Source organism: Lysinibacillus sp. NPDC056185 (assembly GCF_047737915.1).
Classification (GTDB): Bacteria; Bacillota; Bacilli; order Bacillales_A; family Planococcaceae; genus Lysinibacillus.
In genome coordinates this window covers 54,526-78,038 of the sequence record NZ_JBLLLQ010000023.1, presented here as the reverse complement: position 1 = coordinate 78,038, position 23,513 = coordinate 54,526, and the positions used below count along the sequence as shown (strand labels likewise).

The 23,513-nt window shown below is 35.8% G+C and carries 24 protein-coding genes and 2 riboswitches; of the genes, 9 read left to right on the top strand and 15 right to left on the bottom strand.

Going from position 1 to position 23,513, the window contains the following annotated elements:
* Positions 1–132 precede the first annotated feature (132 nt).
* The 5 genes from ACMZ42_RS19615 to ACMZ42_RS19595 all read right to left on the bottom strand — a co-directional run bounded on the left by ACMZ42_RS19615 (position 133) and on the right by ACMZ42_RS19595 (position 4,915).
* Entirely contained in the window at positions 133–417 is a 285-nt protein-coding gene (locus ACMZ42_RS19615; protein WP_370081071.1) for a hypothetical protein, read from the bottom strand.
* Between the two features lie 219 nt (positions 418–636).
* Complete coding sequence (locus ACMZ42_RS19610; RefSeq protein ID WP_370081069.1) at positions 637–1,827, bottom strand: MFS transporter; 1,191 nt, start codon at positions 1,825–1,827, stop codon at positions 637–639.
* A 62-nt stretch (positions 1,828–1,889) separates the two neighbouring features.
* A riboswitch (purine riboswitch) is annotated at positions 1,890–1,989 on the bottom strand.
* A gap of 459 nt (positions 1,990–2,448) precedes the next feature.
* The gene (gene lepB, locus ACMZ42_RS19605; protein ID WP_370081065.1) at positions 2,449–3,006 is read right to left on the bottom strand and encodes a signal peptidase I; all 558 of its coding nucleotides are present in this window, start codon (positions 3,004–3,006) and stop codon (positions 2,449–2,451) included.
* A 382-nt stretch (positions 3,007–3,388) separates the two neighbouring features.
* Positions 3,389–3,517 (bottom strand): hypothetical protein, encoded by a 129-nt coding sequence (locus tag ACMZ42_RS19600; RefSeq protein ID WP_415732464.1) that lies wholly within the window; start codon positions 3,515–3,517, stop codon positions 3,389–3,391.
* Between the two features lie 462 nt (positions 3,518–3,979).
* On the bottom strand, positions 3,980–4,915 hold the full coding sequence (locus ACMZ42_RS19595; RefSeq protein ID WP_415732463.1) for an LCP family protein: 936 nt from the start codon (positions 4,913–4,915) through the stop codon (positions 3,980–3,982).
* Between the two features lie 494 nt (positions 4,916–5,409).
* Between ACMZ42_RS19595 and ACMZ42_RS19590 the strand changes: the two genes are divergently transcribed.
* From ACMZ42_RS19590 to ACMZ42_RS19580, 3 genes are all read left to right on the top strand, one after another.
* Positions 5,410–5,871 carry a GNAT family N-acetyltransferase gene (locus ACMZ42_RS19590; RefSeq protein ID WP_370081059.1) on the top strand — a complete coding sequence of 154 codons (462 nt, stop codon included), beginning with the start codon at positions 5,410–5,412 and terminating at the stop codon, positions 5,869–5,871.
* A 111-nt stretch (positions 5,872–5,982) separates the two neighbouring features.
* Positions 5,983–6,684 (top strand): hypothetical protein, encoded by a 702-nt coding sequence (locus tag ACMZ42_RS19585; protein ID WP_415732462.1) that lies wholly within the window; start codon positions 5,983–5,985, stop codon positions 6,682–6,684.
* Between the two features lie 119 nt (positions 6,685–6,803).
* Positions 6,804–7,385, top strand: coding sequence for a hypothetical protein (locus tag ACMZ42_RS19580; protein ID WP_415732461.1), 582 nt, complete (start codon positions 6,804–6,806; stop codon positions 7,383–7,385).
* Between the two features lie 177 nt (positions 7,386–7,562).
* Here the strand turns inward: ACMZ42_RS19580 and ACMZ42_RS19575 are convergent, their stop codons facing one another.
* Together ACMZ42_RS19575 and dacB are read right to left on the bottom strand one after the other, a co-directional pair.
* Positions 7,563–8,402 carry an MBL fold metallo-hydrolase gene (locus ACMZ42_RS19575; protein WP_415732460.1) on the bottom strand — a complete coding sequence of 280 codons (840 nt, stop codon included), beginning with the start codon at positions 8,400–8,402 and terminating at the stop codon, positions 7,563–7,565.
* A 386-nt stretch (positions 8,403–8,788) separates the two neighbouring features.
* A complete protein-coding gene (gene dacB, locus ACMZ42_RS19570; RefSeq protein ID WP_415732459.1) occupies positions 8,789–10,222 on the bottom strand; it encodes a D-alanyl-D-alanine carboxypeptidase/D-alanyl-D-alanine-endopeptidase in 1,434 nt (477 codons plus the stop codon).
* A gap of 175 nt (positions 10,223–10,397) precedes the next feature.
* Here dacB and ACMZ42_RS19565 point away from each other — a divergent pair, with 175 nt between their 5' ends.
* Positions 10,398–10,769, top strand: coding sequence for a hypothetical protein (locus tag ACMZ42_RS19565; protein ID WP_370083413.1), 372 nt, complete (start codon positions 10,398–10,400; stop codon positions 10,767–10,769).
* A 43-nt stretch (positions 10,770–10,812) separates the two neighbouring features.
* On the opposite strand, the gene ACMZ42_RS19560 is transcribed toward ACMZ42_RS19565, so the two are convergent.
* Entirely contained in the window at positions 10,813–12,546 is a 1,734-nt protein-coding gene (locus tag ACMZ42_RS19560) for an ABC transporter ATP-binding protein (protein ID WP_415732458.1), read from the bottom strand.
* Positions 12,543–14,285, bottom strand: a complete 1,743-nt coding sequence (locus ACMZ42_RS19555) for an ABC transporter ATP-binding protein (protein WP_370083411.1) — start codon at positions 14,283–14,285, stop codon at positions 12,543–12,545. The genes ACMZ42_RS19560 and ACMZ42_RS19555 overlap by 4 nt, the downstream gene beginning before the upstream one ends.
* Positions 14,286–14,850: 565 nt before the next feature.
* Here ACMZ42_RS19555 and ACMZ42_RS19550 point away from each other — a divergent pair.
* The 5 genes from ACMZ42_RS19550 to ACMZ42_RS19530 all read left to right on the top strand — a co-directional run bounded on the left by ACMZ42_RS19550 (position 14,851) and on the right by ACMZ42_RS19530 (position 18,627).
* Positions 14,851–15,276 carry a VOC family protein gene (locus ACMZ42_RS19550; RefSeq protein ID WP_370083410.1) on the top strand — a complete coding sequence of 142 codons (426 nt, stop codon included), beginning with the start codon at positions 14,851–14,853 and terminating at the stop codon, positions 15,274–15,276.
* 548 nt (positions 15,277–15,824) lie between these two features.
* Positions 15,825–16,187 (top strand): fluoride efflux transporter CrcB, encoded by a 363-nt coding sequence (gene crcB, locus ACMZ42_RS19545; protein WP_370083409.1) that lies wholly within the window; start codon positions 15,825–15,827, stop codon positions 16,185–16,187.
* A complete protein-coding gene (gene crcB, locus ACMZ42_RS19540) occupies positions 16,184–16,513 on the top strand; it encodes a fluoride efflux transporter CrcB (protein ID WP_415732457.1) in 330 nt (109 codons plus the stop codon). The genes crcB (ACMZ42_RS19545) and crcB (ACMZ42_RS19540) overlap by 4 nt, the downstream gene beginning before the upstream one ends.
* A gap of 30 nt (positions 16,514–16,543) precedes the next feature.
* The gene (locus ACMZ42_RS19535; protein WP_197143467.1) at positions 16,544–16,891 is read left to right on the top strand and encodes a hypothetical protein; all 348 of its coding nucleotides are present in this window, start codon (positions 16,544–16,546) and stop codon (positions 16,889–16,891) included.
* A 239-nt stretch (positions 16,892–17,130) separates the two neighbouring features.
* A riboswitch (SAM riboswitch) is annotated at positions 17,131–17,238 on the top strand.
* 108 nt (positions 17,239–17,346) lie between these two features.
* Entirely contained in the window at positions 17,347–18,627 is a 1,281-nt protein-coding gene (locus ACMZ42_RS19530; protein ID WP_370083406.1) for a Na+/H+ antiporter NhaC family protein, read from the top strand.
* A 605-nt stretch (positions 18,628–19,232) separates the two neighbouring features.
* On the opposite strand, the gene ACMZ42_RS19525 is transcribed toward ACMZ42_RS19530, so the two are convergent.
* From ACMZ42_RS19525 to ACMZ42_RS19500, 6 genes are all read right to left on the bottom strand, one after another.
* Complete coding sequence (locus ACMZ42_RS19525) at positions 19,233–19,391, bottom strand: DUF3951 domain-containing protein (RefSeq protein ID WP_415732456.1); 159 nt, start codon at positions 19,389–19,391, stop codon at positions 19,233–19,235.
* A gap of 355 nt (positions 19,392–19,746) precedes the next feature.
* On the bottom strand, positions 19,747–20,292 hold the full coding sequence (locus ACMZ42_RS19520) for a DUF2812 domain-containing protein (protein ID WP_370083404.1): 546 nt from the start codon (positions 20,290–20,292) through the stop codon (positions 19,747–19,749).
* Positions 20,292–20,609 carry a PadR family transcriptional regulator gene (locus tag ACMZ42_RS19515; protein ID WP_370083403.1) on the bottom strand — a complete coding sequence of 106 codons (318 nt, stop codon included), beginning with the start codon at positions 20,607–20,609 and terminating at the stop codon, positions 20,292–20,294. The genes ACMZ42_RS19520 and ACMZ42_RS19515 overlap by 1 nt, the downstream gene beginning before the upstream one ends.
* Positions 20,610–20,747: 138 nt before the next feature.
* A complete protein-coding gene (locus ACMZ42_RS19510) occupies positions 20,748–21,854 on the bottom strand; it encodes a PA2928 family protein (RefSeq protein WP_415732455.1) in 1,107 nt (368 codons plus the stop codon).
* 407 nt (positions 21,855–22,261) lie between these two features.
* Complete coding sequence (locus tag ACMZ42_RS19505; protein ID WP_402870464.1) at positions 22,262–23,092, bottom strand: CbrC family protein; 831 nt, start codon at positions 23,090–23,092, stop codon at positions 22,262–22,264.
* 39 nt (positions 23,093–23,131) lie between these two features.
* Complete coding sequence (locus tag ACMZ42_RS19500) at positions 23,132–23,440, bottom strand: antibiotic biosynthesis monooxygenase family protein (protein ID WP_370083400.1); 309 nt, start codon at positions 23,438–23,440, stop codon at positions 23,132–23,134.
* Between the last annotated feature and the right edge of the window lie 73 nt (positions 23,441–23,513).

Here is a 23,513-nt window from a genome sequence, read left to right as displayed (position 1 = left end):
TTCTTCATCTGCACTGTAGAAATTCGTGATGACCATTAAGGCCAATGTGAGCACAAAAAAAGACATTTGGAGTATGGCTACTCCAAATGCCCTTCGTCATATGCATAGACTCCCAATAGGCCAGTCTTGCCGTTATTTTATTGTTTTATTTGCGACTAACAAATAATCGAGTGCACTCATTCTAGTAAGCTTATGAGTAAATTTTATAGCATCCGCTTGAGAATCAAACATAAAGTTTTCGAGTTCATCTGTTGGTATATATTGATCAGCGATTTTTCGTTTTAGTTTTCGTACAGATAAAGTGTGTGAATCCTCTTCATATAAAATAATAGCACCCACATTTCGGTAAAGCGTCTGGTCAATCGTTGCGACAACTTTCACATTTGATCCTTTGAATTCTGTTAAATCTATCTGCATGTATTTACCAACCTCCTCTAAACTTACATTCTATCTCCCTATATAATTGTCCTTCTTTTTAGGCAGCATTTCCTGGATATTCAACCAAAAAAACTCCATTATAAAAGTTCATCACCATAAGGAGTGGCTGATTTCCGTTCCGGCTGGGCGCTTTGCCGCTGACGCTTCGCTTTCGCGCAGAGCAGAGCTTCCTGGGGGCATCCGATGAGCCACTCTAGACTATGAGTTGTTGTGAGCCGATTTCAGCTCTAGCTCAGCCTCATTTGAAACTGGCGCTCTTTTTAGAGAGAAAATAGCACAGCCTAGCGCACATAAAACTAAAATGACACCGAAGCTAGATAAATGCATAGCAGATCCTGTAACAGTAAACATAGCTCCACCAACAGCTGAACCTATAGATATACCGATTTGTAATGCAGCCGTATTTAAGCTTTGTTGAATATCAGATGTTTTTGGATCAGTTTGTATTAAATAATTTTGTAATGGAGGTGTAAGAGCCCAGCTAAGTGCACCCCATAAAATTGTTACGACTAAAAAGAGTGGCAACGCAACAATCGTGTAAGGAATACTCAATAATACAACGGCGAAGGTAGATACAATCAATAGAATGGCTTTACCAGTACCAATTTTGTCACCTAGCCAACCACCTAGAGCATTCCCACTGACAGACGCTATTCCGAAGATTAGATAACAGATACTAATCCAAGAGGCACTCATATCAAATGCTTCTACTAAAAATGGTGTTAAATATGCGTAAAGCATATAGTGACCAGCCAGCATAAATAGTGTTATCAATTGTGCACTTAAGATTTTTAAATTGGCTAATGATTTCATTTGAGCCTTTAATGGGACAACTTCTACAACTGGCATTTTTTCCAGTAGTAACGCAATAAGAATCATAGATACAGTTGAAAGAAGCGCTATTCCTAAGAACACAGCTCGCCATCCAAATGCTTCTGCCACAAATATCCCCATTGGCACACCGATGACAAGTGCAGAACTGACACCCATGAACACAAGCCCTAAAGCTTTCGCACGATGTCTTGGTTCAACAATTTTTGTTGTAATCGTTAAGGATAAAACGATGACCAATGCAGTACTCATTGCTGTGAAAATTCTAGCAATCATGACGATCGAGAATGTCGTACTAAAATAAGTCATCAGATTCCCTAAAGTAAAAATAAATAAAGAAATAAGATAAAGGCGCTTCCTTTCCACTTTTGCGGTTAATGATAAAAGGACAGGCGCAGATATTGCATAGACAAGAGCAAAGATTGTAATTAATTGTCCTGCAGTTGCTAAGGACACATTTAAATCCTCTGCAATTGTTGGTAATATACCACCTACAATTAATTCCACCAATCCTACCGCAAAGGTAGTAACGGCAAGAATATATACTCTCCAATTCATAGTAATCACCCTTCTGTTACACTTTCATTTTTGTAGGGAGAATAAAAAAAATCCTGACTACAAAAATAAAGCAAAATTTTTGTAGTCAGGATTTTATGGTTCCTGGTAGAGACCCTCAATCCATATCATTGAGGTTATACAGATCAAATATTTACGTTAGCTATAGTAGCATATTGAATTTTGCATGACAACATTTATTTCATAAAATCGGTTCACTATAGCCTTTCAATCATTGAAATGCAAACGCTTACCGAATAAAAAATCATTTCAAAAGAGAGAAATTTTAGATTTTACTTATATTTTTTTAAGTTTGACCATACATACTAATATAACAGAACATTGCGAGGTGATTGTTTGCGTATATTAGGTTTAGTATGCTATTTTTTATTGTTGTTTTATGGTGTAGAACCAGTAATAGAAGAGCTCTCACTCGATAAACAAGCAATCATTTCTCCTAGTCTCAGCAAACAGCAAATCCCCATAAGAGAAACAGTTGAAAATTCAACAGTTTGTGTCTATTACCCCGCTTATAAAGTTTGTAAAGAAATATCATCCAACTAAAAAAGTGAAAAAAGATGCAACTCAAGGCTGCCTCTTTTTTCACTGAAATTCCAATTTATTTTATTTTGGACCGATATGGAAACGACTAAACGGATATATTGTTAATTTAGCTTCACCATAGATGGCATCTTTAGAAATTAAGCCATAATGGCGGCTATCAGAACTTTTCAAACGGTTGTCCCCCAGTACAAAATACATACCCTCAGGAACCTTTTTTTCATTTAATAATTGCTCTAACGTGAAATTCTCTGTAATACGTAATTGATTAGGATCATCTGTTTGACGATTCACATAATCTTCTTTATAAGCTTTGCCATTTACATACAAAATATCGTCTTTCATTTCAACTGTATCACCTGGCAGGCCAATCACTCGTTTAATATAAAGTTCATCTTCTGTTGGTGATTGAAAAACAATTTGATCAAAGCGTTCAATTTTGCTCATTTTACTTACAATAATAATATCTTTATCATGATAAGTTGGGTACATAGAAGCACCTTGCACTTTAATCGGTGCAAATAAGAATTGCTTACAGCCCAAAACAACTATAGCTGTAATCACAATAATTTTAAGATAAGATATTAATTCTTTTTTGAAACTTGATTTCTCTTCTTGCATGCTCATTCCCCGATACTGTTTTTTTATAGTATAACATTTTCTACAGTATAATGACGAATTAATCACATAAATTGTTCCAAGTTCACCAAAATGACTCATCGGCATAACGTGAGGTTGATTTCTGTTCCGACTGGAGGCTTTCCCACGGGCGTCGGAAAATCTACTTCTCTTGAGCTCCTCATCTATGACGCTGCAGTCCAAAAGGAAACGCTTAGGTTAAATAGAAAACTGATCAGGTCAACACAAGATCTGCATAGGTCCAAAAGAAACAAATCCGGTCGGTGCTAAATAAGCTCCTACGTTTTAACAAATGCCATCCCTAAATTTGATTATGTGCCACAAAAATAGACAAAGTTACTTTATAACTTTGCCTAGATGCATCCTATTCTTTTGTTTTTCGAGTATGAATGGTTACTTTGCGTAATAGAGTGATGCTGCTATTAATTAAGTCGACCGCTAAACCAATACCTGCACGTAAGGCAACTACTAATAAAAGTGTGCCTATAATCAACACAATCACTCCCTCAACCATTTCTAATAAAATTATACATCAATTTTCTGACTTTTCAAACATGTGGTCCGAAATCAATTATGCCGCGGCATACACGTCCGGAATCGGCTTTGTGTTCAGGCTACATGAGGGCATACACGATGTCGTTCTTAAACTGAGTTCCTCTATTTCAGCGTGTTTGGACACCTACTGAAAAAATTAAAAAAACCATTCAACTAGGCATGCACCCTACCTGAATGATTTTTTTATTTTTTACATAAAAATTTTCAAACACAATAGTTGTAAATGTCGCATAGCTGAACTGACTCGACTTTTTTGAACCTTACGCTTAGGTACATAGCTTTGCATGCAATTGTTTAGAGCTGTATACCTAAGCACCTGGGTCCTCCCATTCATTGATCTCCCTCCTTTCATTGTCAATAAATTTACAGCTATCTTACTCAAGTGGTCACTCCAAAGTATTTATTGCAAACTTGCTTTTAATTCCGATTTTATTTTTTCTAGCTCTGTCTCTTCAGGGATGAAATACCATATATGGTCAATCTTTTTGCCATTTCCCTCTTTAAATGATAACTGATCAATATTACCATCCATTTTTTTATAAATACTTTGTAATTGGATTAAGTCCTTCATCGTAAAATTCATACGAACATTATCTCCTACTACATCAAGCATATCTGTAGCCTTTAATAATATAGAAGGTGTCGAAGAGGCTTTTTTCAGAACCGCTTCAATAATTTGACGTTGTCGAATTTGACGACCAAAATCACCACGGGGATCTTCATAACGAATACGTGAAAAAATCAGTGCCTTATCACCGTCTAAAGTGATCTCACCCTTCGGATAATGGTAGGCGTTATAAGTTAAATCCATGTCGTTATCAATTGTAACCCCACCAATCGTGTCTATAATTTGCAGGAAGCCTTCCATATTAACAAACACATAATAATCTATTGGTATATCTAAAAAATGCTCCACCGTATTCACCGCCATTGGAACGCCTCCAAATGCATAGGCATGGTTGATTTTATCGACGGAATTATGTCCAATAATTTCTGTACGAGTATCTCGAGGTATGCTGAGCATCTTCATCGTGTGTTTTTCAGGATTCACGGTAATGACGATCATCGTGTCTGAACGGCCACTATCATTTTTACGTTCATCCACCCCAAGCATTAACACAGAAAACGGATCTTTTTTCGTAACTATTTTTTGTTCTTTATTTTCATCACCTGTCGTTTCAATTAAGGGTGTATTTATTTTATTCATCGTTTTTTGGATTGTATAATAAGCAGTACCTATAAAAATTAAAAAAATTGTTAATAAACTACCTACTATCCATAGCCAAATTTTCTTCTTGCTCTTTTTTTCCTTAGAGCGTTTCATATTTTTTTCCATACATAAGTCCTCTCTTGCCAAAAAATTTGCCCCTACATTTGACGTTTGAAGTTGGAAAAAAGTTTATATAGTCTAATTATATGCATATTGGACGAAAAAAAGACGTACACTAGTATTTACTAAATGCACGACATTCTATTCCTTGAATTGTACATACCCCCTCATTTATTTAGTGTCAGCATATGACAATAAACCTTATTTGATTCTTTTATACAAGATGGAAACTTTTGTAGCTGACATTTCACTTTCGTTACAAAACATTTGCTAAAGAAATAAAATAACAATAGTAAAAGGCTCAAGACAGCTTTACATTTTATTAAAAGTCAAGAGTTAAAGTGATGCACTTAATATTTCATGATCCTGTATACAATGTGCAAAATTATAATATGCTATTTTTAAGCTGAACTAATTTTGATTAGTTCGGCTTTTCTTATGTTGCGGATTCAGTTAGCATTGAAATTAATAATAGGATTACTAATAAGAGGAGGATTTGGATGAATACAGAAATAAGGTTCAGAATGGCTACTGAAAAAGATTTAGATTGCATTATTGCAATGCTTGCAGATGATGTTTTGGGAAGTAAACGTGAGCGTTATGAGCATCCACTTCCTAATAGTTACATAAAAGCATTTGAGGCTATAACATCTGACCCCAATAATGAGTTAGTAGTGGCTTGTGACGGCAATGAAGTGATTGGGGTACAACAAATTACTTTTACTCCTTATATAACACATCAAGGTGGATGGAGAGCTACTATTGAAGGAGTGAGAACAGCTGCTTCTGTAAGAGGAATGGGTGTAGGTACTGAACTAATAAAATGGGCAATTCAACGTGCAGAAGAACGTGGTTGTCATTTGGTACAACTGACAACTGATAAAAAAAGACCAGATGCGTTAAGGTTTTATGAACGGTTAGGTTTTAAAGCAACGCACGAAGGTTTAAAGCTAAAGATTTAAAATTTTTTATTCAACCAACGAGGGCTTTACTTCAATAAGGAGTAGAGCCTTTTTCTGTTTCCTGGAATGAACAGTCAGTTATAGAGAACACTAATATGAGGTGTTTTCTTAATGAAAAAAGTTCTTATATTAATTATTGCCATTTCTCTTTTTGTCGTTTTATCAAAAACTAAAGCGATGATAAATGAATATGAGGAAATTACAAAATCTAATAAAGCAGATATTACCCTCTGTGTTAAAAAGATGAATGAAGCATATACAGATTTTAAAATTTTTTTTAAAGGTGGTGTCCTTACAAGACCTTATTGGATAAATACAACAAGTCCTACTTGGTTACCTCAAATTATCTATGAGGATATCAATAAAGATGGAAAAAATGAGTTAATCATAATTTTAACCAAGGGTACTGGTACTGGAATATTAGAACGAGAAGTTCACGTTTTCCATATCCAGAATCAAAGAATAAAAAACGAGCTTGTTGAAGTACCAGTTGAAGTGCTTGTTGATAACCCGATTGCTATAGTGTTAAAAAACGTAAAGACTGAATTATCACCTAACAAAGCCATTATTAGTATCGGAGAGAAAAAATTCACAATTAATGTTAAACCTTTAAAAATTGAACCTGAACATTTATTTCCTGATATATACTTTGGCAATCTTATCAACTTTGAAATAAATGACAATCAACTTATTGCGAAAATTGGAGGTCAAATTTCCCCAGCTGGAGGGAGTATAGGGGATATTCAAATTACGTATATGTTTAAGGATATAATGTATCAAGCAAAATCAATTGAATTTAATCCAAATGAATAATGTATTGTTAAATTAACGGGCGTTTCTATAATAAATTGAAACGCTTTTTTACTAACGGCGCAGGATAGTTAAAGAAGATTTAGGGTACGTTACTTCTAAAAAGGAGTAACGTACCCTAAATGAAAAATCTATTCTTAATTAGTTTGTATACGTTTATATTTTCGTTCAGTCTTTCCATGTTATTAGGAAATCCTGTTTATTCACAAACTACATCTTCAGATAAAATTGAATATTTACATCCTGCAAATAAGGAAAAAGTTTTTGATGAAACTGTAGATGAATTTTACCAGGCATTAAGAGATCTAAAGTATCCTGTACATCAGGAGTTTTATCAAAGATTTAAGCAGAAGCCCAAGCAACAGCAACAGCAAAGAGATTTGGATACTGCTCTTTTTAAAGAAATGCCTGATGCATCTGTAAATATTAGAAAAAAGTTATTGTTTAATGAGATAGAAGGATTAAATTATATAACTTTTGATGGAAATATTCTTCGTACCTACCCTGATATAGATATTAACTACCAGCAGACTGTTAGCCCTGATCGGCAAGTTTATTTCTTTTATTCCTTTAAAGACACAGACAAAGAATTTAGAGGTAGATATTCAATTTATGATGTTGAAACAAAGAAAATGGTAGCAGGTGGAGGTACTTATATGCCAAAGCTCAATCTTACAAGGAACACTTACGATAAAGAAGGATAAATTTAGGTGAAGCATAACAAAAGAGCTTGTGTGTTTTTGCGCACAAGCTCTTAGATTGTGTGTGATGGAGTATTGTGTGGATTGTCGAAAAGTCGAGAATAGCCCTCTTTTAATAAGTAAATTCGACTTAAGTAGCTGTATCTTAACTCATGCTTTTATTAGCTAACTAAGTTAAAACTATAGATATGAAAGTTGTAATCCTACTCCAACTTCTCCTAAATTAGCAACTGTCGAAAGAGCTATTTTAGAGTATAAATCTGTACAATGGCAAGCATGAAGCTTAGCAGGTTTAAGATTTTTTATATAATGAACTGTATTATCTAACTGCTCTTTCGTCGGATTTAATAGGTGAAATCCTCCAATAATATCAACTACTCTCTCTTCCTGACATACCTCTTTGGCATATTCTATAATGTTACATATCCCAGAATGTGCACATCCAACGATAATAACTAACCCTTCCGAAGATTTATAAACGATTGCTGTATCATCTAAAACGAAGTCGTTAACACTCCCTTGATCTGTCACAACTTGCCCTATAGAATCTTTTCCTTCAAAATCAAATACTCTTTTAATTTCCCCTAGAAATACTAGTCGATCTGTTAGCCATAATGGTTCTTTAGTTAGTCGGACTGGAAAGTGTCTACTTAACTTTTCATGAGATAAGATACTCCCTATCTCTCCTACAGGATCAAATAGTTTAGTGTTAAAAACCAATGGATGCCCAATAATTTTAGGCGTATTGTGGCGTATTTCTTCATTTTTTGCTTCCATATGTAGTCTAATTAAATGCGTCAGTCCCCATGTATGATCCACATGCCCATGCGACAAAACAACATAATCGAGATTTCTTAAATCAATTCTCATTTTATCCGCATTCTTTATAAAGACATCAGAATATCCGGTATCAAAAAGGATACGTTTATCATCCTCTTCAATAAAAAAAGAAAGCCCAGGTTCCCCTAAAAAATAGCGATCAATGAAAGTGTTATTATCTACTAAAACGGTTAATTTCATATAATATCCCCCTTTTTTGTTAATTATAACAAAATAGAGTGAGGTGTGATCTATATGGTTAATCTTTTTCTAGAACAATGCAAATCATAAATATTGAACTAACCTGTATCGTAAAAGGGGCTGGGACATAACTAAATGGTTCCTTCATAAAGCCGAATAATCTCTAAATTAACAAAACACGATAAATAGAAAAACCGAACTATTCCGAAACACTTCATGAGAGTTTCATTGGATAGTTCGGTATTTTTGTTTGCTGAAACACATTTGTCCCAGCCTCTTAAAAATAGCTTATTGTTTTGTAGAATAGCTTTTTCATCATCACAAAAGCGAACTACCGAGATTTTTACCTTTATCGTCTTTGCACATGCTAATACAAGTAATTAAGCTTACATTTCATTTGCAATCTGTTTAACAATTTCATCAATAGTTGGGATAGCTGAAGTTTTATTGGCCTGTGTCAAAATACTAAAGATATACCACTTGCCACTTTTTCCTTTTACATAACCACTTAAAGAATATGTTCCAGAAATATAGCCTGTTTTAGCAGATACACTATAGCCCTTCATACGATTTTCTAAAGTCGCACCAACAAGGCTACCCTTTCTTCCTGCATGCGGTAATGCATCTAAATATGAGTTATACCAGGATTTACTTCGAACTTTATATAATAATAGACTTTCTTGCATACTATTAACTCGATTTTGATGACTTAAACCTGAACCGTCTTCAAAATACCACTGATCCATAGTAAGCCCATTATCACTACCATATGTACGAATTGCTTGGATGCCAGCCGACCAGCTTCCTTCCCCGAGTCGCTCTCGTCCAAGTTGTTTTGTCAACATATCACCCATGCCATTAATGCTTAGCTTTAAATATTTAAAGTTAATATCAGTTAATGGCTTTGAATACGAAATACCTACTCGCTGTGCATTTTCAGGTACCTTCCCTGGTTCAAGAGGCATTGTTTGGATACCTTTTGCTACTAATTTTTCCCGAAATACATCGAGTGTATATAAGGTTGGATTAAAGACAGTTACATATGTACTTTTCTGTGAACCTGCTGGTAAGTTACCCGTTACAATGATTCGATCTGTACCATATTCTCTTGTAATTTTTACAGTACTTTTCTCGCCCTTTTTAACAATTTTTGTTTTGTTAACAACCGGGATAGTACTTGCAAACGGAACAAGCTGAACATTAGCCGTAGTGCCAACCTTTGAGCCTGTCACTTTCACTTGCACATTTGCAATATCATATTGATCATTTGGCGAAATCGTTAACGCTGAAATACGTGAAGCATAAGGTTGATCCTCTTCTTGAGGTACAATACCCTTCGGTAAGCGATCTTCATCAAACCAAGTATCATCCCCGATTAAAGAACCCGTAATTTTAGAGATACCCATTTTTTTCAGGCCATTGGCGAATGACTCTAAATGACTAGGTAAAAGCGTTGGATCTCCCCCGCCCTGTAAATAAATATTACCGTATAGTACACCATCTTCAATTGATCCATCGACATATGTCTTCGTAGCAAAGCGATAATCAGGTCCTAATAAATCCAATGCAGCGGCACTAACTAAAAGCTTATGCGTAGAAGCAGGACGTATCATTTTGTCTCCATTATTATTGTAGAGCACTTTCCCTGTTTCTATATCTCGTACGGTAATGCTGTACTCGTTGTTCTTCCAATTCTTCGCAATAATGCTATTCACTTTTGTTGTCATCATTTGCTCACTAGCACCTGCCTTCTCAGGAAAGATGATGGTCGAGTAACAGACCATTAAAATCATTATTAAAAAATTAATTTTCTTTTTCATAGACCCTCCAATTGGCAAATTTCTACTTTTCACGCTTTTATTCTACGGAAAAAATTAGCATTTTACAATAAAACACTTTTTTATTTTACAAAGAATAATGTGTCATCTTTTTTATTCGACAAGAATAAACTGTAATAGCTAGCTAAATCATTTCGGGAAAGGAGTTGTTTTATAAATGGGTGCTAAATGGATAAAGATTTCAGTTTTATATTTAGTGATTGTTTTGGCCTTTGGACTGTTTATGCATTATACAATTCAACTCGAATGGAAGGCGACACATGCACATATTGGTGTAGTAGGTTGGCTAACAACTGGTTTAATCGGTTTAATTTATTCCGTATATAAAGATGCCGCCGAGACAGGATTAGCCAAAGCACAATTTTGGTTTTACAATATTGGATTGCCGTTCCTCTTAGTCGGTATGATGATGGTTTATATAGATGTACCGCGCTGGTTATTTGAACTCTTTGTATCTGGTGGCGGTATCGCAGTAGCAATTTCAGTGCTGTTCTTTGTTGTCAATGTCTTTAAAAATGTAAAATCTTAAATAGAAAGCCCCACTTTTTTCATAGAGTGGGGCTTCATTTATTTTATTGCAATGAATTCGCCTGCATTTGATACATTTTTTCGTAAATGCCGCCCTGCGCTAATAACTCATCATGTGTGCCACGCTCAACAATCTTACCTCGATCTAAGACAAGAATACGATCTGCATTTTTAATAGTAGAAAGTCGGTGAGCGATAATGAATGTTGTACGTCCTTTTTTTAGTACATCCATCGCATGCTGAATAATCTCCTCTGTTTCCGTATCGATATTAGAAGTAGCCTCATCTAAAATTAAAATAGCCGGGTCAAAGGCAAGCGCACGCGCAAAGGAAATTAACTGACGCTGCCCAGACGATAGTGTGCTTCCCTTCTCAATAACAGGCTCATCATAGCCATTTGGCAAGTTCACTAAAACACGTTCCCCGCCAACAGCTTTTAATGAGGTTTCTATTTTTTCACGTGAAATTTTAGGATTATTCAGGCTAACGTTCGAAGCAATAGTGCCTGTAAATAAGTATGGATCCTGTAGAACAATGCCCATATGTTCACGCATTGTTTGACGAGGAACCGAAGTGATATCAATTCCATCAATCGTAATTTTCCCTTTAGATGGGTCATAGAAACGGAACAATAAGTTCATAATAGAACTTTTCCCAGATCCTGTATGACCAACTAAGGCAATGGTTTCACCTTGGTGTGCTTCAAATGAAAGGTTTTTCAATACGTATTCATCATTTTTATAAGCAAAGGAAACATCTTCGAACACCACATTTCCTTTATATCGAGGTAAACTTTTTTCAGATACCGGCTCCCCGTTAATATCTAACACCTCAAAGACACGCTTTCCTGCTACAAGTGAGCGCTCAAGCTGAGAAAATTGATTGACGATATTCGTGATCGGATTAAATAATCTCGTTAAATAATCAACAAAGGCATATAATGTCCCCGCAGAAATAACTTCCGTTGCCGTAAATGACTGTGTACCAAAGTAGATAATAAAAATAGTAAACATCGTAAGTCTTAATGCATTAACAAGGTTAAAGGACGTTGCCGAATCAAGGAAAAGCAGCTTGCGTTCATACGCATAATGCTCATTATTCATGTCATCAAATTCCTTCGTCATTTGCTGTTCACGGCGGAATGCTTGAATAATCGTCATCCCTTGAATCGATTCATTAATCATTGCGTTAATATCGGCTATTTTCGTTCTAATAACATCATTATATTTCGCAGCAACTTTACGGTATAAAATCATCCATAAATAAACGATTGGTACCATAGTCAACGCTAGGAATGCCATTTTCCAATTTAAAATGAAGAGTGCGATATAAACACCTACAATAGAAATTAAACTCGTAACGAAGTTTGAAAGTACTTGAACATATAAATTACGAACAGCCTCGGTATCATTCGTGACACGGGCTACAATTTTCCCTGCTGGTAAATTATCGAAGTATTGAATTGGCAATGTTTGAATATGCTCAAATACATCCTTACGTAATTTTTGTACAACACGGTTGGCACCCATTTGTAAATAGATATACATAAAATAGCGTAAAACAGCTGTAGCTATTGCTAAAAGTAAATAGACAACTAATAGCCAAGTAATTGGTTTTAATTCAATGTGGCCAATTGTCATGTAATTATCAATGATATGCTTCGCAATAAACGGCCCAACAAGCTCCGTAAAGACGGCGATTGTTAAGAAAAATAGTCCAAGTAGTATCGGTTTTTTAAAATACATTGCATAGCGTGTTAAACGTTGACTCGTACTCATGAGGCACCTCCTTCTAGCTGCTGACGGTCAAATTGCTCTTTATACCATCCTTGTTGTGAAAGAAGCTGCTCATGTGTTCCCTGCTCTACAATTTGACCTTCATCTAGCACGATAATTAAATCGGCGTGCTGAATTCCTGATAAACGATGCGTTGTAATAATCGTCGTTTTGTCTTGTCGTTCTCGCTGTATATTCTCAATAATTCTTGCCTCTGTTTTGGCGTCTACAGCAGAAAGCGAGTCATCAAGCATTAAAATTTCAGGGTCTTTAATAAGAGCACGCGCAATTGAAACACGTTGCTTTTGACCACCTGAAAGAGATACACCTTTTTCACCAACAAGTGTCTCAAGACCCATTGGTAAATTTTTTAAATCCTTTTCAAAGTATGCTGCACGAACCGCCTGCTGCAACTCAGACTGTGTAGCATCCTCTTTCCCAAATAAAATATTTTCACGAATAGTACGTGAGAATAGAACATGATCCTGTGGAACATAACCAATCCAGTCGAGTAACTGCTCCTTCGTTTGTGCAGTAATATCGACTCCATCAATCGATAGCTGTCCTTCGCCGATTGGATACTCGCGTAATAATTGTCGTAAGAAGGTCGTTTTACCCGCTCCTGTTTTACCAACAATTCCAAGTGTTTGCCCCTTTTTCAATGACAGCGAAATTTCCTGGAGATTTTTCACCTGACTCATTGGATATTGGAATGTTAAATCATCAAAGCCAATTGCACTTGGTGTCGAAATCATTCGTGGATTCGCAATATTCCGAACGTCCGCCTCATAGTTTAGCGTTTCTTGTACACGATCAAGAGAAGCGTTACCTTGTTGCATCACATTGATAAGTTCCCCAATTGCAAATATTGGCCAAACTGCTAGCCCCAAGTAAACATTGAACGTTACAAGCTGCCCAACTGTCATAGCCTCTGTTGCTACTAAATGAGCACCATAGCCAAGCGCTACAACATAACTAATCCCCGTACCGACCTTTGTAATCGGTCCAAATAAGGCGTTAATTTTTGCGGTATGCATATTTTTTTCATACACAATCTCGCTCATCTCTGCAAAATTTGTTTCGTCCTTTTTTTCTTGTACGTATGCCCGTACAACCCGCACACCTGCAACCGACTCTAGAACACTATCATTCAGCTCTCCAAAAACATCCTGCGCCTTCATATAGCGTTCGTGCACAATCTTCCCTAAATATTGAATAAGGATAGCCATGATCGGTACTGGCAGCATTGCAAAAAAAGTAAGCTTCCACGAAATCATAAAACCCATGGCAAAAATAATAAAGCCCATGTAGATTGTGGAATCAACCAATGTCATAATTCCGAACCCAGCGGTCAACGACACTGCGTTTAAATCATTCGTCGCACGTGCCATTAAATCCCCGGTACGATTTTTTTCATAAAACGTCGGTGTCATGCGCAAAAAATGCTGCATAAGGTTTCGACGTAAAATTTTCTCTAAGTTAATAGCCCCTTCAAATAATCTGAATTGCCACACAAAATTAAGGGCATAACCCCCAATAATGATACACACGAAAATCAAAATATACTTCGTTAAAATAGCTGGTGTCATTTCTCCAGCAGTCAATATATCAATAATTGACCCTAGTAAATACGGTGGAACAACTTCTAAGCCACTCGCAATCATTAATAGCACGACAGCTATAGAATATTGCTTCCAATATTTCTTAAAAAACCAGCCTAATTTACTTAAAACATCAAACATACGTTATAACCTTCTTTCTCTAGTGCTGTTAAAGCTGTGCTACCCACTATCCAGAAATACCTTGATGAAAATCATTTTTTGTACTTTGTTTCGCATACACATGCACTCCTTTTTCATTGTCACTACAACCCTTTTTTGCAACAAAAAAGACACATACCCAAAAAAAGAGCATGTGTCTCTTCATAAAAGGTCAGGAGTTACCCATGCCCTTTATTTGCAACGCAAAATAAAAAAGTTAGAAGACATGGACAATGTATGCAGTTGTGCTTTGATATGATACTGGTAAAATTAACATCGTCATGCCCTCCTCTACTTAAGATTGTTATAGTGTTCTTGAAGATTATCACACTTTAGAAATATTTGTCAACCAACTAACTGTTATTTTTTACGTTTTTCAGGAAATAATTAACGCTTTAAAGCAATGAATTACTACAATTACAATCTTGGAACAAAGTAAACTAGGCACCTTAAATTTAGAATTTCAAACCTATAACTTTTTGTATTGACTTTAACGCAACGTAAGCCTTTATGGTTAGTTTGTATGAACCTAAAGGAGGAAATGAACATGAATGAATTTTATCAAATGCCCTTATTCGTAAAGCTAAAAGTAAGCAATATTGAAAAATCAAAGGAATGGTATGCAAACGTACTCAATTTCAATTCGGTATTTGATTTTCCAGATGCGAACGGAACAACTTCCATGACACATTTGAGAGGAGCCAAGTATCAAGATTTAATGTTATTAAAGGATGAAGAAGTCAGCACTTCTAACTCTGTCATTATTAATGTTTTCTCTAATAATATTCATAGTATTTATCTGGCTGCACTAGAAAATAAAACGAAAATCATTCAACAGCCGACAGTTCAACCATGGAATGCAAAAGAATTAACGATAGAAGATCCAGATGGTTATGTTTTTACAATAACTGAAAGTGTCGATTCCAATAAAGACTTCGATACTGTCATTGACAATGTTAATAATCAATCATAGTAATAAATTATGACATGATTGCAACAGCAGAAACAAGTTCATCTGTTACACTACTTGTGTGAAGCAGATGCTATATGTATACACGTGCGATGGCAGAGTGGCTAAAAGAATCAAGTTCCTTTTACGATGAAGGAAATAAAATCGGTAAGAAGTGTCCTTGATTCCTACAAATAGACAATACGATTGGCTGTGTTAACTAATTAACCTTTACTACTACTCCAACATTTACTATTATGGTTTGCCGCAGTTAAACGAAATAATAGAAACTGTCTTTATTTTCAAGAAGAGCGAAAGTCAACAATCTTCTATTTTTCAATTAAAACATGTTATTGAAACATCGCTGGAAGACCCTGTCGAACAAAGCTAGTTCGATAGGGTCCAAATCAATTTATCGGAACAATTTCAAGGTTTATCGCCCTAATTTTTAAATTTATCGCCTAACTTTTTTAATTTATCACCCAACTTTAATTTAACGCCTAACTATTATCTAAAATGGGTATCTCATGATACACTTTTTAATATAGACATTTTAATAAGGAGTCTTTACTTTGAAATCATTTTTAGCTGTTGGAATCGGCGGATTTTTGGGTGCCATCTGTCGATATAGCCTTGGTCTAGTACTTTCAAATAACGGTGGTTTTCCATTTGCGACACTTTGTATGAACTTAATTGGCTGCTTTTGTTTAGCATGGCTATTTACAACGTTTACAAAGCGAACACCTGTTATTATAGGAATTGGTACTGGCTTTTTTGGTGCTTTTACAACCTTTTCAACATTTTCTTTAGAAACGCTATTACTTTTGCAGGATAGTAAATGGCTACAAGCCGTTCTTTATATTTTTGTAAGTGTTTTTGGCGGTTTAGCTTGTGCATGGCTAGGATTTAAACTAGCAAAGGGGCGCTTCGTATGATAATGATTGGTATCGGTGGATTTTTGGGTGCACTAACAAGATTTTATCTAGGAAAATTGATTGTCCATACATACCCATGGGCAACATTTTTTATTAATATAACGGGTTCTTTTGCACTTGGCTTTCTATTTGCATTACATCCAAGTGATTGGATTTGGCAGTTTATAGGGCTTGGTTTTTTAGGAGCATATACGACCTTTTCAACATTTGGTTTTGAATGTTTGCAACTCTTAGAGCAGAAAAAATGGAGGCAAGCGATTATTTATATATGCACTACAGTTTTATTCGGTTTACTTTTCGCGGCACTTGGCTTTGTCCTTGTGTAGCAGCATTTTTGAAATACTAGAGGTGATTTTTTGACACAGCCGTCCATTGAACAATTACAAGCGCTCGAAGCTGAAATTGAACAAACATTATATACTTTAATCGACTTAGAACTAGAAGAAAACTTTCCAGAAATGAATACTCGCTTTGCACAATTACTTGCAAAGGTTCAGGCTGCTCAGTTAATTGATTATAAACTTGACGTCCTCGTAGATCCTCAAGGATTGGCAACAGAAACATGCACTCTACTACAAAGTTTAATAGAAGCAAAGGCTAGACCACAAAAAAGACAACGCCTCCTAACACATCGTATGATTTTAAAAATATGGCTACGTAAAAATCAACGCTTTATGACGGAATTTTTACCACAAATGTTTTAGGTGAGGCGCCCCTCCAATTCTAAGGGCGCCTCCTTTTTCCCCCTTTCAGTTGTTAAATCAAGTTGTGCTGCGTAAAAACAGCGACACCAAAAATTCACGCTTTCCTATCCTCTAAACCTCTTATTTGTTCAATTTCCTTAATTAATATAGCTTTTAAACCAAGCTTGATTAAAAATATGTTGCAAAAATCGACTTTTTATTATAATATTTATTATTGTGAAAAAAAATAATATATTTGCTTCTTATCAAGAGAGATGGAGGGACTGGCCCGATGAAATCTCGGCAGCGGAACTTATGATTTAAGTTACTGTGCCAAATCCAGCAGGCAAAGGCTTGATAGATAAGAGGAGTGTTTTATAGATATAAGGCCTCTTCTTGTTGTTACAAGAAGAGGCCTTTTTATCGTAAAAAGAATGGACAAAAGACGTGTCCAATTTTATTTTTTGGAGGTAGACATGAAGAAAGAGAATCCATGGGCGCTGATCCCATTTGTTGTTTTTTTAATTTTATTTATTGGTTCAGGGGTTATTACAGGTGATTTTTACGCCTTCCCTGTCATTGTAGCCATTTCTATTTCAGGCGCTGTGGCTTTGGCAATGAATCGAAAAGAATCGTTTGCGCAAAAGGTTGATATTTTTTGCAAAGGCGCAGGAAACTTAAATGTCATGCTGATGGTCATTATTTTTCTCTTGGCTGGTGCCTTTTCAGCGGTAGCAAAAGGCATGGGGGCAGTGGACTCCACTGTAAACTTTGCTTTATCGGTCGTTCCGCCAAACTTACTTGTCGTAGGCTTGTTCATCATCGCCTGCTTTATCTCCCTATCAATGGGTACATCGGTGGGAACGATTGTTGCACTGGCTCCAATTGGAGTTGGGATAAGCGAGCATATCGACCTTTCCATGGCTTTAGTAATGGCAGCGATTGTTGGCGGTTCGATGTTTGGCGATAATTTATCTTTTATTTCAGATACAACAATTACTGCCGTTCGTTCACAAGGTGCACAAATGAAGGATAAATTTAAGGTGAATTTTTGGATTGTGTTGCCGGCAGCTATTGTAACGAGCCTTATTTTAGGAGTTATCACAATGGGTGAAACTGCACAAGTGGAGCATTTAAGCTATAGTTGGGTAAAAATTGTTCCCTATGTTTTGGTTATTATTTTAGCGTTAGCTGGAATGAATGTTTTCCTTGTTCTGGCATCTGGGATTGTTCTTGCCGGGGCTGTTGGCTTAGCGGATGGCAGCTATCACTTAATGAGCCTTTTTCAAAAGATCGGCGAAGGAATGTCAGGCATGTATGAAATGGCATTCCTTGCGATATTAATAGCTGGAATGGTGGAGGTTATTAAGTTTAACGGAGGGATTGACTTTCTACTTCACCTTGCAACAAAAAGGATTAAATCGAAAAAAGGTGCTGAATTTGGCATTGCCGGCCTAGTGGGTTTAACAAATTTATCTACGGCCAATAATACGATTGCTATTTTAATTGCTGGTCCACTTGCAAAAAATATTGCTGAACAGTATGAGATTGAGCCGAGAAAATCCGCAAGTATATTAGATATTTTCTCCTGTACGATCCAAGGTCTACTGCCATATGGAGCCCAATTCCTAGCAGCCGCTAGTGTAGCCGGAATATCGCCAGTGAGCATGCTGCAATACTCTTTCTATCCAGTCCTTATAGGAATTTGTGGAACCATTGCTATCCTCATCGGATACCCGAAAGAAAAGAAAGCCTGAGCTACATCACTAAAAAAAATATTGATTTACCATTAAAATAATCCAATTGTTTTGAAAGAAATAATCAAAACGATTGGATTTTTCAATTTGAGGCTATTCATTTTTTGTGATAGAGATAATACTTAAAAGTTATAATTACACTTTCTCATTAGTTATTTCGTAGCGTCTATATTTGAACATAAATCCAATTCCAAGAATAGGTCCAATCGCTAATATTGTAAAGACCCACTCCCAACCAATGATCCTCTGTATAATAGGGATTAGATTTATTGAAAATATAGTAAGTAAGAAACCAATACACATTTGAAAAGTAAGGGCTGTACCTACATAATCAACCACGGCTATGTCTGAAACTAACCTTCCTAAAAACAAAATCATTCTTTGATCTATACGAAAAGGTTGGATTGTCATTTACACAAAATTATTGACTGTCCCTTGATTAAATAATACCCAATACAGGATAAAATCCCTTCGTAAATCTTATCATTGATAAAATAAAAATAATCTACTATTATTTCTTATTGAAATAATAGTAGATTCTCATATTTTATACTATTAGTTATATGAAGCCTGCAGCTTACTGTTTGATGTTTGTAACCACTCATTTAATTGTCATGTTTACCTCCACCATTCATGGCATCATCATATGGTGTATAGGTCATAGTAGGTACTTTCTTTTTCACAAAAACGCGATATATTGCCCGAACCAAAATGCTTGAAAAAATCAGACTTACAATAAGCGCAACGCTATTCCCAATATTCATTCCATCCTATCCTTTCTCACTGAGTAGTTAGTTATAGTTTTCCTACTTTGCAAGTGTACTACTAATTAATGTAGGCAACTGTACTATTATATTGTCATCAAACATTGGACATGCCTAGATTGTAATATAATGATCTAAAACACCCCAAATATTTTCAAAATAATTAGATATCTATATTCTACATACTAATACTTCGACATGAAGTCAGCTTTTCCTGTGGTTCAGTTTATCTTTTCTTCATAACACTACGCTTTGACCAAGCGGCTCATCGGAATCGCCTAGTTGAAACAGAAACCCACCCCCTCATTTTACCGAACATGAAAAAAACAGCTGATAAACTTCAGCTGTTCGTTCTTTATATATGCTTTGATTTTAATCGTAGGTTCTTCCACATATGATAGTATACTCCACCAGAAGTCATCACTGCTGGAACAGTAAAAATAAAGGAATATTCAAATCCTTGCTCTGCAACGTGTTGAATTGTCCCAGTGGTAAACATCATAAATATCCACAAAACCATCGTTATAGCAAGAGAAATAGATGCAGCTAGGTTTACAGGCTTTGCAAGACGCGCTAGTTTATCAATAGAAGACTCAGCATCACTATATATGGGTGTAGTTTCTGGTGCTGCCTTAAAAATATGCATATCTGCACTAGAACAAACATGTGTCCAGCCACCGTAAGCAAATAGCTCAAAATACTCCTCTTCTTCATCCTTCGGTAATTTACGATAATCAATACTAAAAATGACGTCTTCTGGTTCACCTTTCTCTAGCCCATAGCCAGCACATCGAAATCTTTTTAAATGCCACCCATTTGCCGCTTTTTCACTTAATTCTTTCATATCGCGCTCCTCAAAAAAAGCTAAACCATATGATGCCATATATCTCTTATTTCGCACTATTTTTGCCCCCTTTGTAGTCCCTGCTCTGCCAACTGAATCATGACCTTTCTTCTTTCAATATCTTCGAGCAATATTTCTCGACCTTTATCCGTTAAGACATAGACCTTTCTCCGAGAATCCGAATCATCATGTAGCTGAATAAGTTGTTCAGATAATAGTTTTTTAATAATTGTATAAAGGGATGCTGGACCAACTACGAAAGTCCCCTTTGTTGTCTCCTCTATTAAACTCATGACAGCATAACCATGTCGAGGCTCCGTTAAGGCAGCCATAATATAAAAAACAGAATCTGTTAACTGCTCTAATGATTTCATTGTCTACACCTCCAATATATCACAAAATGATATATCATTAAATAATATATCATTTTGTGATATATAGAGCAACTCTATAAAAAACCCCCTCACAAGTCGTTACTTGGAGGGGATAAATAATTCTACGCTCTTTAATTTTCACTGAACTGGGCGATTCCAACGTAGCTGATATCTGAACATTTCTTTTTTCGTATTCTTATCTAACAACAAAAACTCATCTCCTGCTTGAATCGCAAAGTAGTTCTCTAATGTACGAACACCCGGATTTTTTTGCTCAGCGTTAACAACACCTATATTTTCTTCCCAAATAATGCGATGGTTTTTCATGTCATATAATAATACGATACTGTCTGCACTTTCTCGCTTCGTTTGTCGATAAGATACAATAGCTGTTTGTTGTTGCAAATCAACATCTAATACGGCAGGATCTAAATTCTTGTATACTTGTATGGCAGGTTCAGCTAATACATTGCTACTAAATTCTCGAACATCTTCATAATCCTCCAACGGTTGATTGTGCGAAGCAAAATAACCTGGAATATCGGATTCTATGAAAAATTTTGTAGAAAGATATTTTTCAGCTTTGTTATCTTCAGCTAATTTCTTGCCATCGAAGCGATAAAATTTCCCATCGACACCCTCTAAATAAAGATTATTCTCTAATAAAACTATATTGTGAGAACCTATATCTAAAACATCTATTAACTGTTTATGCTTTTCCGTAAATTCTTTTTCAGAGAGCTTTTCTTTTCCCGTTTTCATATCTAATAATGAAAGTTTCCCGTATTCACCGTCACGATGATGAACAAGAAGTCCCCCCATAAAATTGCCTATTAAAGTCTCTTTACTTGAAGAGGATTTCGTCCACTGTTTTTCACCTGTTTGCAAATTAATCGCAATAATTTGATGATGTGAAATAATTTGCGTAATGCCATTACCTGTACCGTTATTTTCAGATCCTTTAACCATTTGGACAGCAATTTTCTGTGCATCATCTGTATATATAGGTGATTCTGAATTGATAGGGAAGCTTCGACCAGCTAAACCAAAAGCAATCATCAAAAGATTCCCTAAAAAAGCGTACAGGATAAAAGTTATGACAAGAGCAAAATTAAATCGGCGTTTGAACAAAGCATACAATACTAATAAAAGCCCAACGCCAATGACAATGCCTAAAAAGATATCGTGGATAAACCAACCATTAAAACGCCATGAATCTATATAACGTTGAAAAAAATTGTCCAATTCTCCTCCCCCTCATCAGATCAATTACGCCTCGGCGTAATTGCGTTCGGATTTTGAATTGTGCCCTGGCCTGCACGAGGGCCGACACGATGTCGGTCATTTCGGTAATACCACAGGACGTGGTGTTTTTACCGATGTAGGTCAGTTAGCCGTTTTAGCTGGATGCGAAGGTTTTAGGCTAACTTCCTTTATTCATTCCTTTAAAAAATCCGTAACATCCACCGGAGGCTTTAGGCCAATACGATGTTGGTCACTCAGTCGTTGCCACAGGACGTGGCGTTCTTAGACTGAGTTCCTCTATTTCAGTAGATGTTTGGACACCTTGAAAATAAACCACATCCTCATTCATCTCACCACTTTAAGAGGTAGGAGTCTTCTACTGAATGAAGATATACTGGTTTTCACGTTTAACTAAAATCAGAATAAAGGACATAGCGACCACATTCTAAGCATCGAAATAAATACCCTTGATGATGCCCATTATTCATAAGTGATTCTGATAACTCTTCAATAGAAAAACCAGTATAATTTTCAAATTGTTCGGTAATGCCTAACTCCACTAACTCACTCCAGCCAACATAGCCAATAAATGCACAATAATCTGAGCAATGAGCCATCCAATTATTACCTTGCCAACTAATAAAACCAGGTGTTCTACACATTACTTCCTCAGTAAAACTGGAATTTATAACATTCTCATCATTTAGTAAGTCCTGCTGGAAAGAACCGTCGTATTTTTTAGCAGCTGCACCACTATGTATACATGTAGGACAGAGATAATCAACCTCTTCAACAGCATAAATACTTCCAGTATAATAAACATCTACTTCCTGTTCGCAGCAATCACAAGTTACATCTTCTTCCGCTTCAAAGATTTTAGATTTTAATGGGTCTGGCAAATACTTAAATTTAGGTATTATTGTTTTAATTATTTTATCCTCTCTAATTTTACAAGGATACAAAGGCTTCACACAATTCGGATTATCTATGTAATATTTTATTGATCCAAATTTTTTCTGATCTTTCTTGTTCCCTACATCCATAACTAAAGTGAAAATCTTATAGGCATCCGAATACATCCTAAGCATACAGTAGATGTCTGCGAGTATCCTAAAATTACCTTCAGTTTGCTCTTGAAGTTTCACTTTTTCCTTAAACTCATGCATTTGATTAATACTGGCTGGATCAGAAGGATTAAAATTTCTTCTTTGTTCATGCCATTCTTCTAAAATAGTCATATATTAAATTCTCCTAAATTTGGTTTTGACGTTTCCCGATTACATTGTAAAAGAATAATCTTTTATGACTGTACAAATTTCCACGTTATATTCCATGTACCATTTTTCTTTTCCGAATTGCTGTGCAACTAGATGTTTTGAATTTTCTTTCCATGCTTGGATGGCCTCTAGTGACTCCCAATAGGATACAGTAATTCCTTTCCCTTCAGCATCTCTAGCACTTTCTACACGAAGAAATCCAGGTTGCTTTTGTGCTAGTTCGTCCATCACTTCTGCCATCTTGGCATAGCCTTCCCCATCCTCATCTGTTCTTTGTGATGTAAAAATTACAGCATAATATGTTTCCATAGCTATTTACTCCCACCTTTTTATGTATTATTGTAAACGATAAATACTTTTATGAAAATCGAAATATGGAATG

Bases quoted from the DNA above. Each gene is read 5' to 3' on its own strand.
- ACMZ42_RS19580 (WP_415732461.1), top strand. From the start codon at position 6,804: ATGAAAAATCTATTCTTAATTAGTTTGTATACGTTTATATTTTCGTTC.
- ACMZ42_RS19615 (WP_370081071.1), bottom strand. From the start codon at position 417: ATGCAGATAGATTTAACAGAATTCAAAGGATCAAATGTGAAAGTTGTC.
- ACMZ42_RS19505 (WP_402870464.1), bottom strand. From the start codon at position 23,092: ATGACTATTTTAGAAGAATGGCATGAACAAAGAAGAAATTTTAATCCT.
- ACMZ42_RS19515 (WP_370083403.1), bottom strand. From the start codon at position 20,609: ATGAAATCATTAGAGCAGTTAACAGATTCTGTTTTTTATATTATGGCT.
- ACMZ42_RS19550 (WP_370083410.1), top strand. From the start codon at position 14,851: ATGAATGAATTTTATCAAATGCCCTTATTCGTAAAGCTAAAAGTAAGC.
- ACMZ42_RS19530 (WP_370083406.1), top strand. From the start codon at position 17,347: ATGAAGAAAGAGAATCCATGGGCGCTGATCCCATTTGTTGTTTTTTTA.
- ACMZ42_RS19560 (WP_415732458.1), bottom strand. From the start codon at position 12,546: ATGAGTACGAGTCAACGTTTAACACGCTATGCAATGTATTTTAAAAAA.
- ACMZ42_RS19555 (WP_370083411.1), bottom strand. From the start codon at position 14,285: ATGTTTGATGTTTTAAGTAAATTAGGCTGGTTTTTTAAGAAATATTGG.
- ACMZ42_RS19590 (WP_370081059.1), top strand. From the start codon at position 5,410: ATGAATACAGAAATAAGGTTCAGAATGGCTACTGAAAAAGATTTAGAT.
- ACMZ42_RS19585 (WP_415732462.1), top strand. From the start codon at position 5,983: ATGAAAAAAGTTCTTATATTAATTATTGCCATTTCTCTTTTTGTCGTT.
- ACMZ42_RS19595 (WP_415732463.1), bottom strand. From the start codon at position 4,915: ATGGAAAAAAATATGAAACGCTCTAAGGAAAAAAAGAGCAAGAAGAAA.
- ACMZ42_RS19610 (WP_370081069.1), bottom strand. From the start codon at position 1,827: ATGAATTGGAGAGTATATATTCTTGCCGTTACTACCTTTGCGGTAGGA.
- ACMZ42_RS19565 (WP_370083413.1), top strand. From the start codon at position 10,398: ATGGGTGCTAAATGGATAAAGATTTCAGTTTTATATTTAGTGATTGTT.
- ACMZ42_RS19575 (WP_415732460.1), bottom strand. From the start codon at position 8,402: ATGAAATTAACCGTTTTAGTAGATAATAACACTTTCATTGATCGCTAT.
- ACMZ42_RS19500 (WP_370083400.1), bottom strand. From the start codon at position 23,440: ATGGAAACATATTATGCTGTAATTTTTACATCACAAAGAACAGATGAG.
- dacB (WP_415732459.1), bottom strand. From the start codon at position 10,222: ATGAAAAAGAAAATTAATTTTTTAATAATGATTTTAATGGTCTGTTAC.
- lepB (WP_370081065.1), bottom strand. From the start codon at position 3,006: ATGCAAGAAGAGAAATCAAGTTTCAAAAAAGAATTAATATCTTATCTT.
- ACMZ42_RS19525 (WP_415732456.1), bottom strand. From the start codon at position 19,391: ATGAATATTGGGAATAGCGTTGCGCTTATTGTAAGTCTGATTTTTTCA.
- crcB (WP_415732457.1), top strand. From the start codon at position 16,184: ATGATAATGATTGGTATCGGTGGATTTTTGGGTGCACTAACAAGATTT.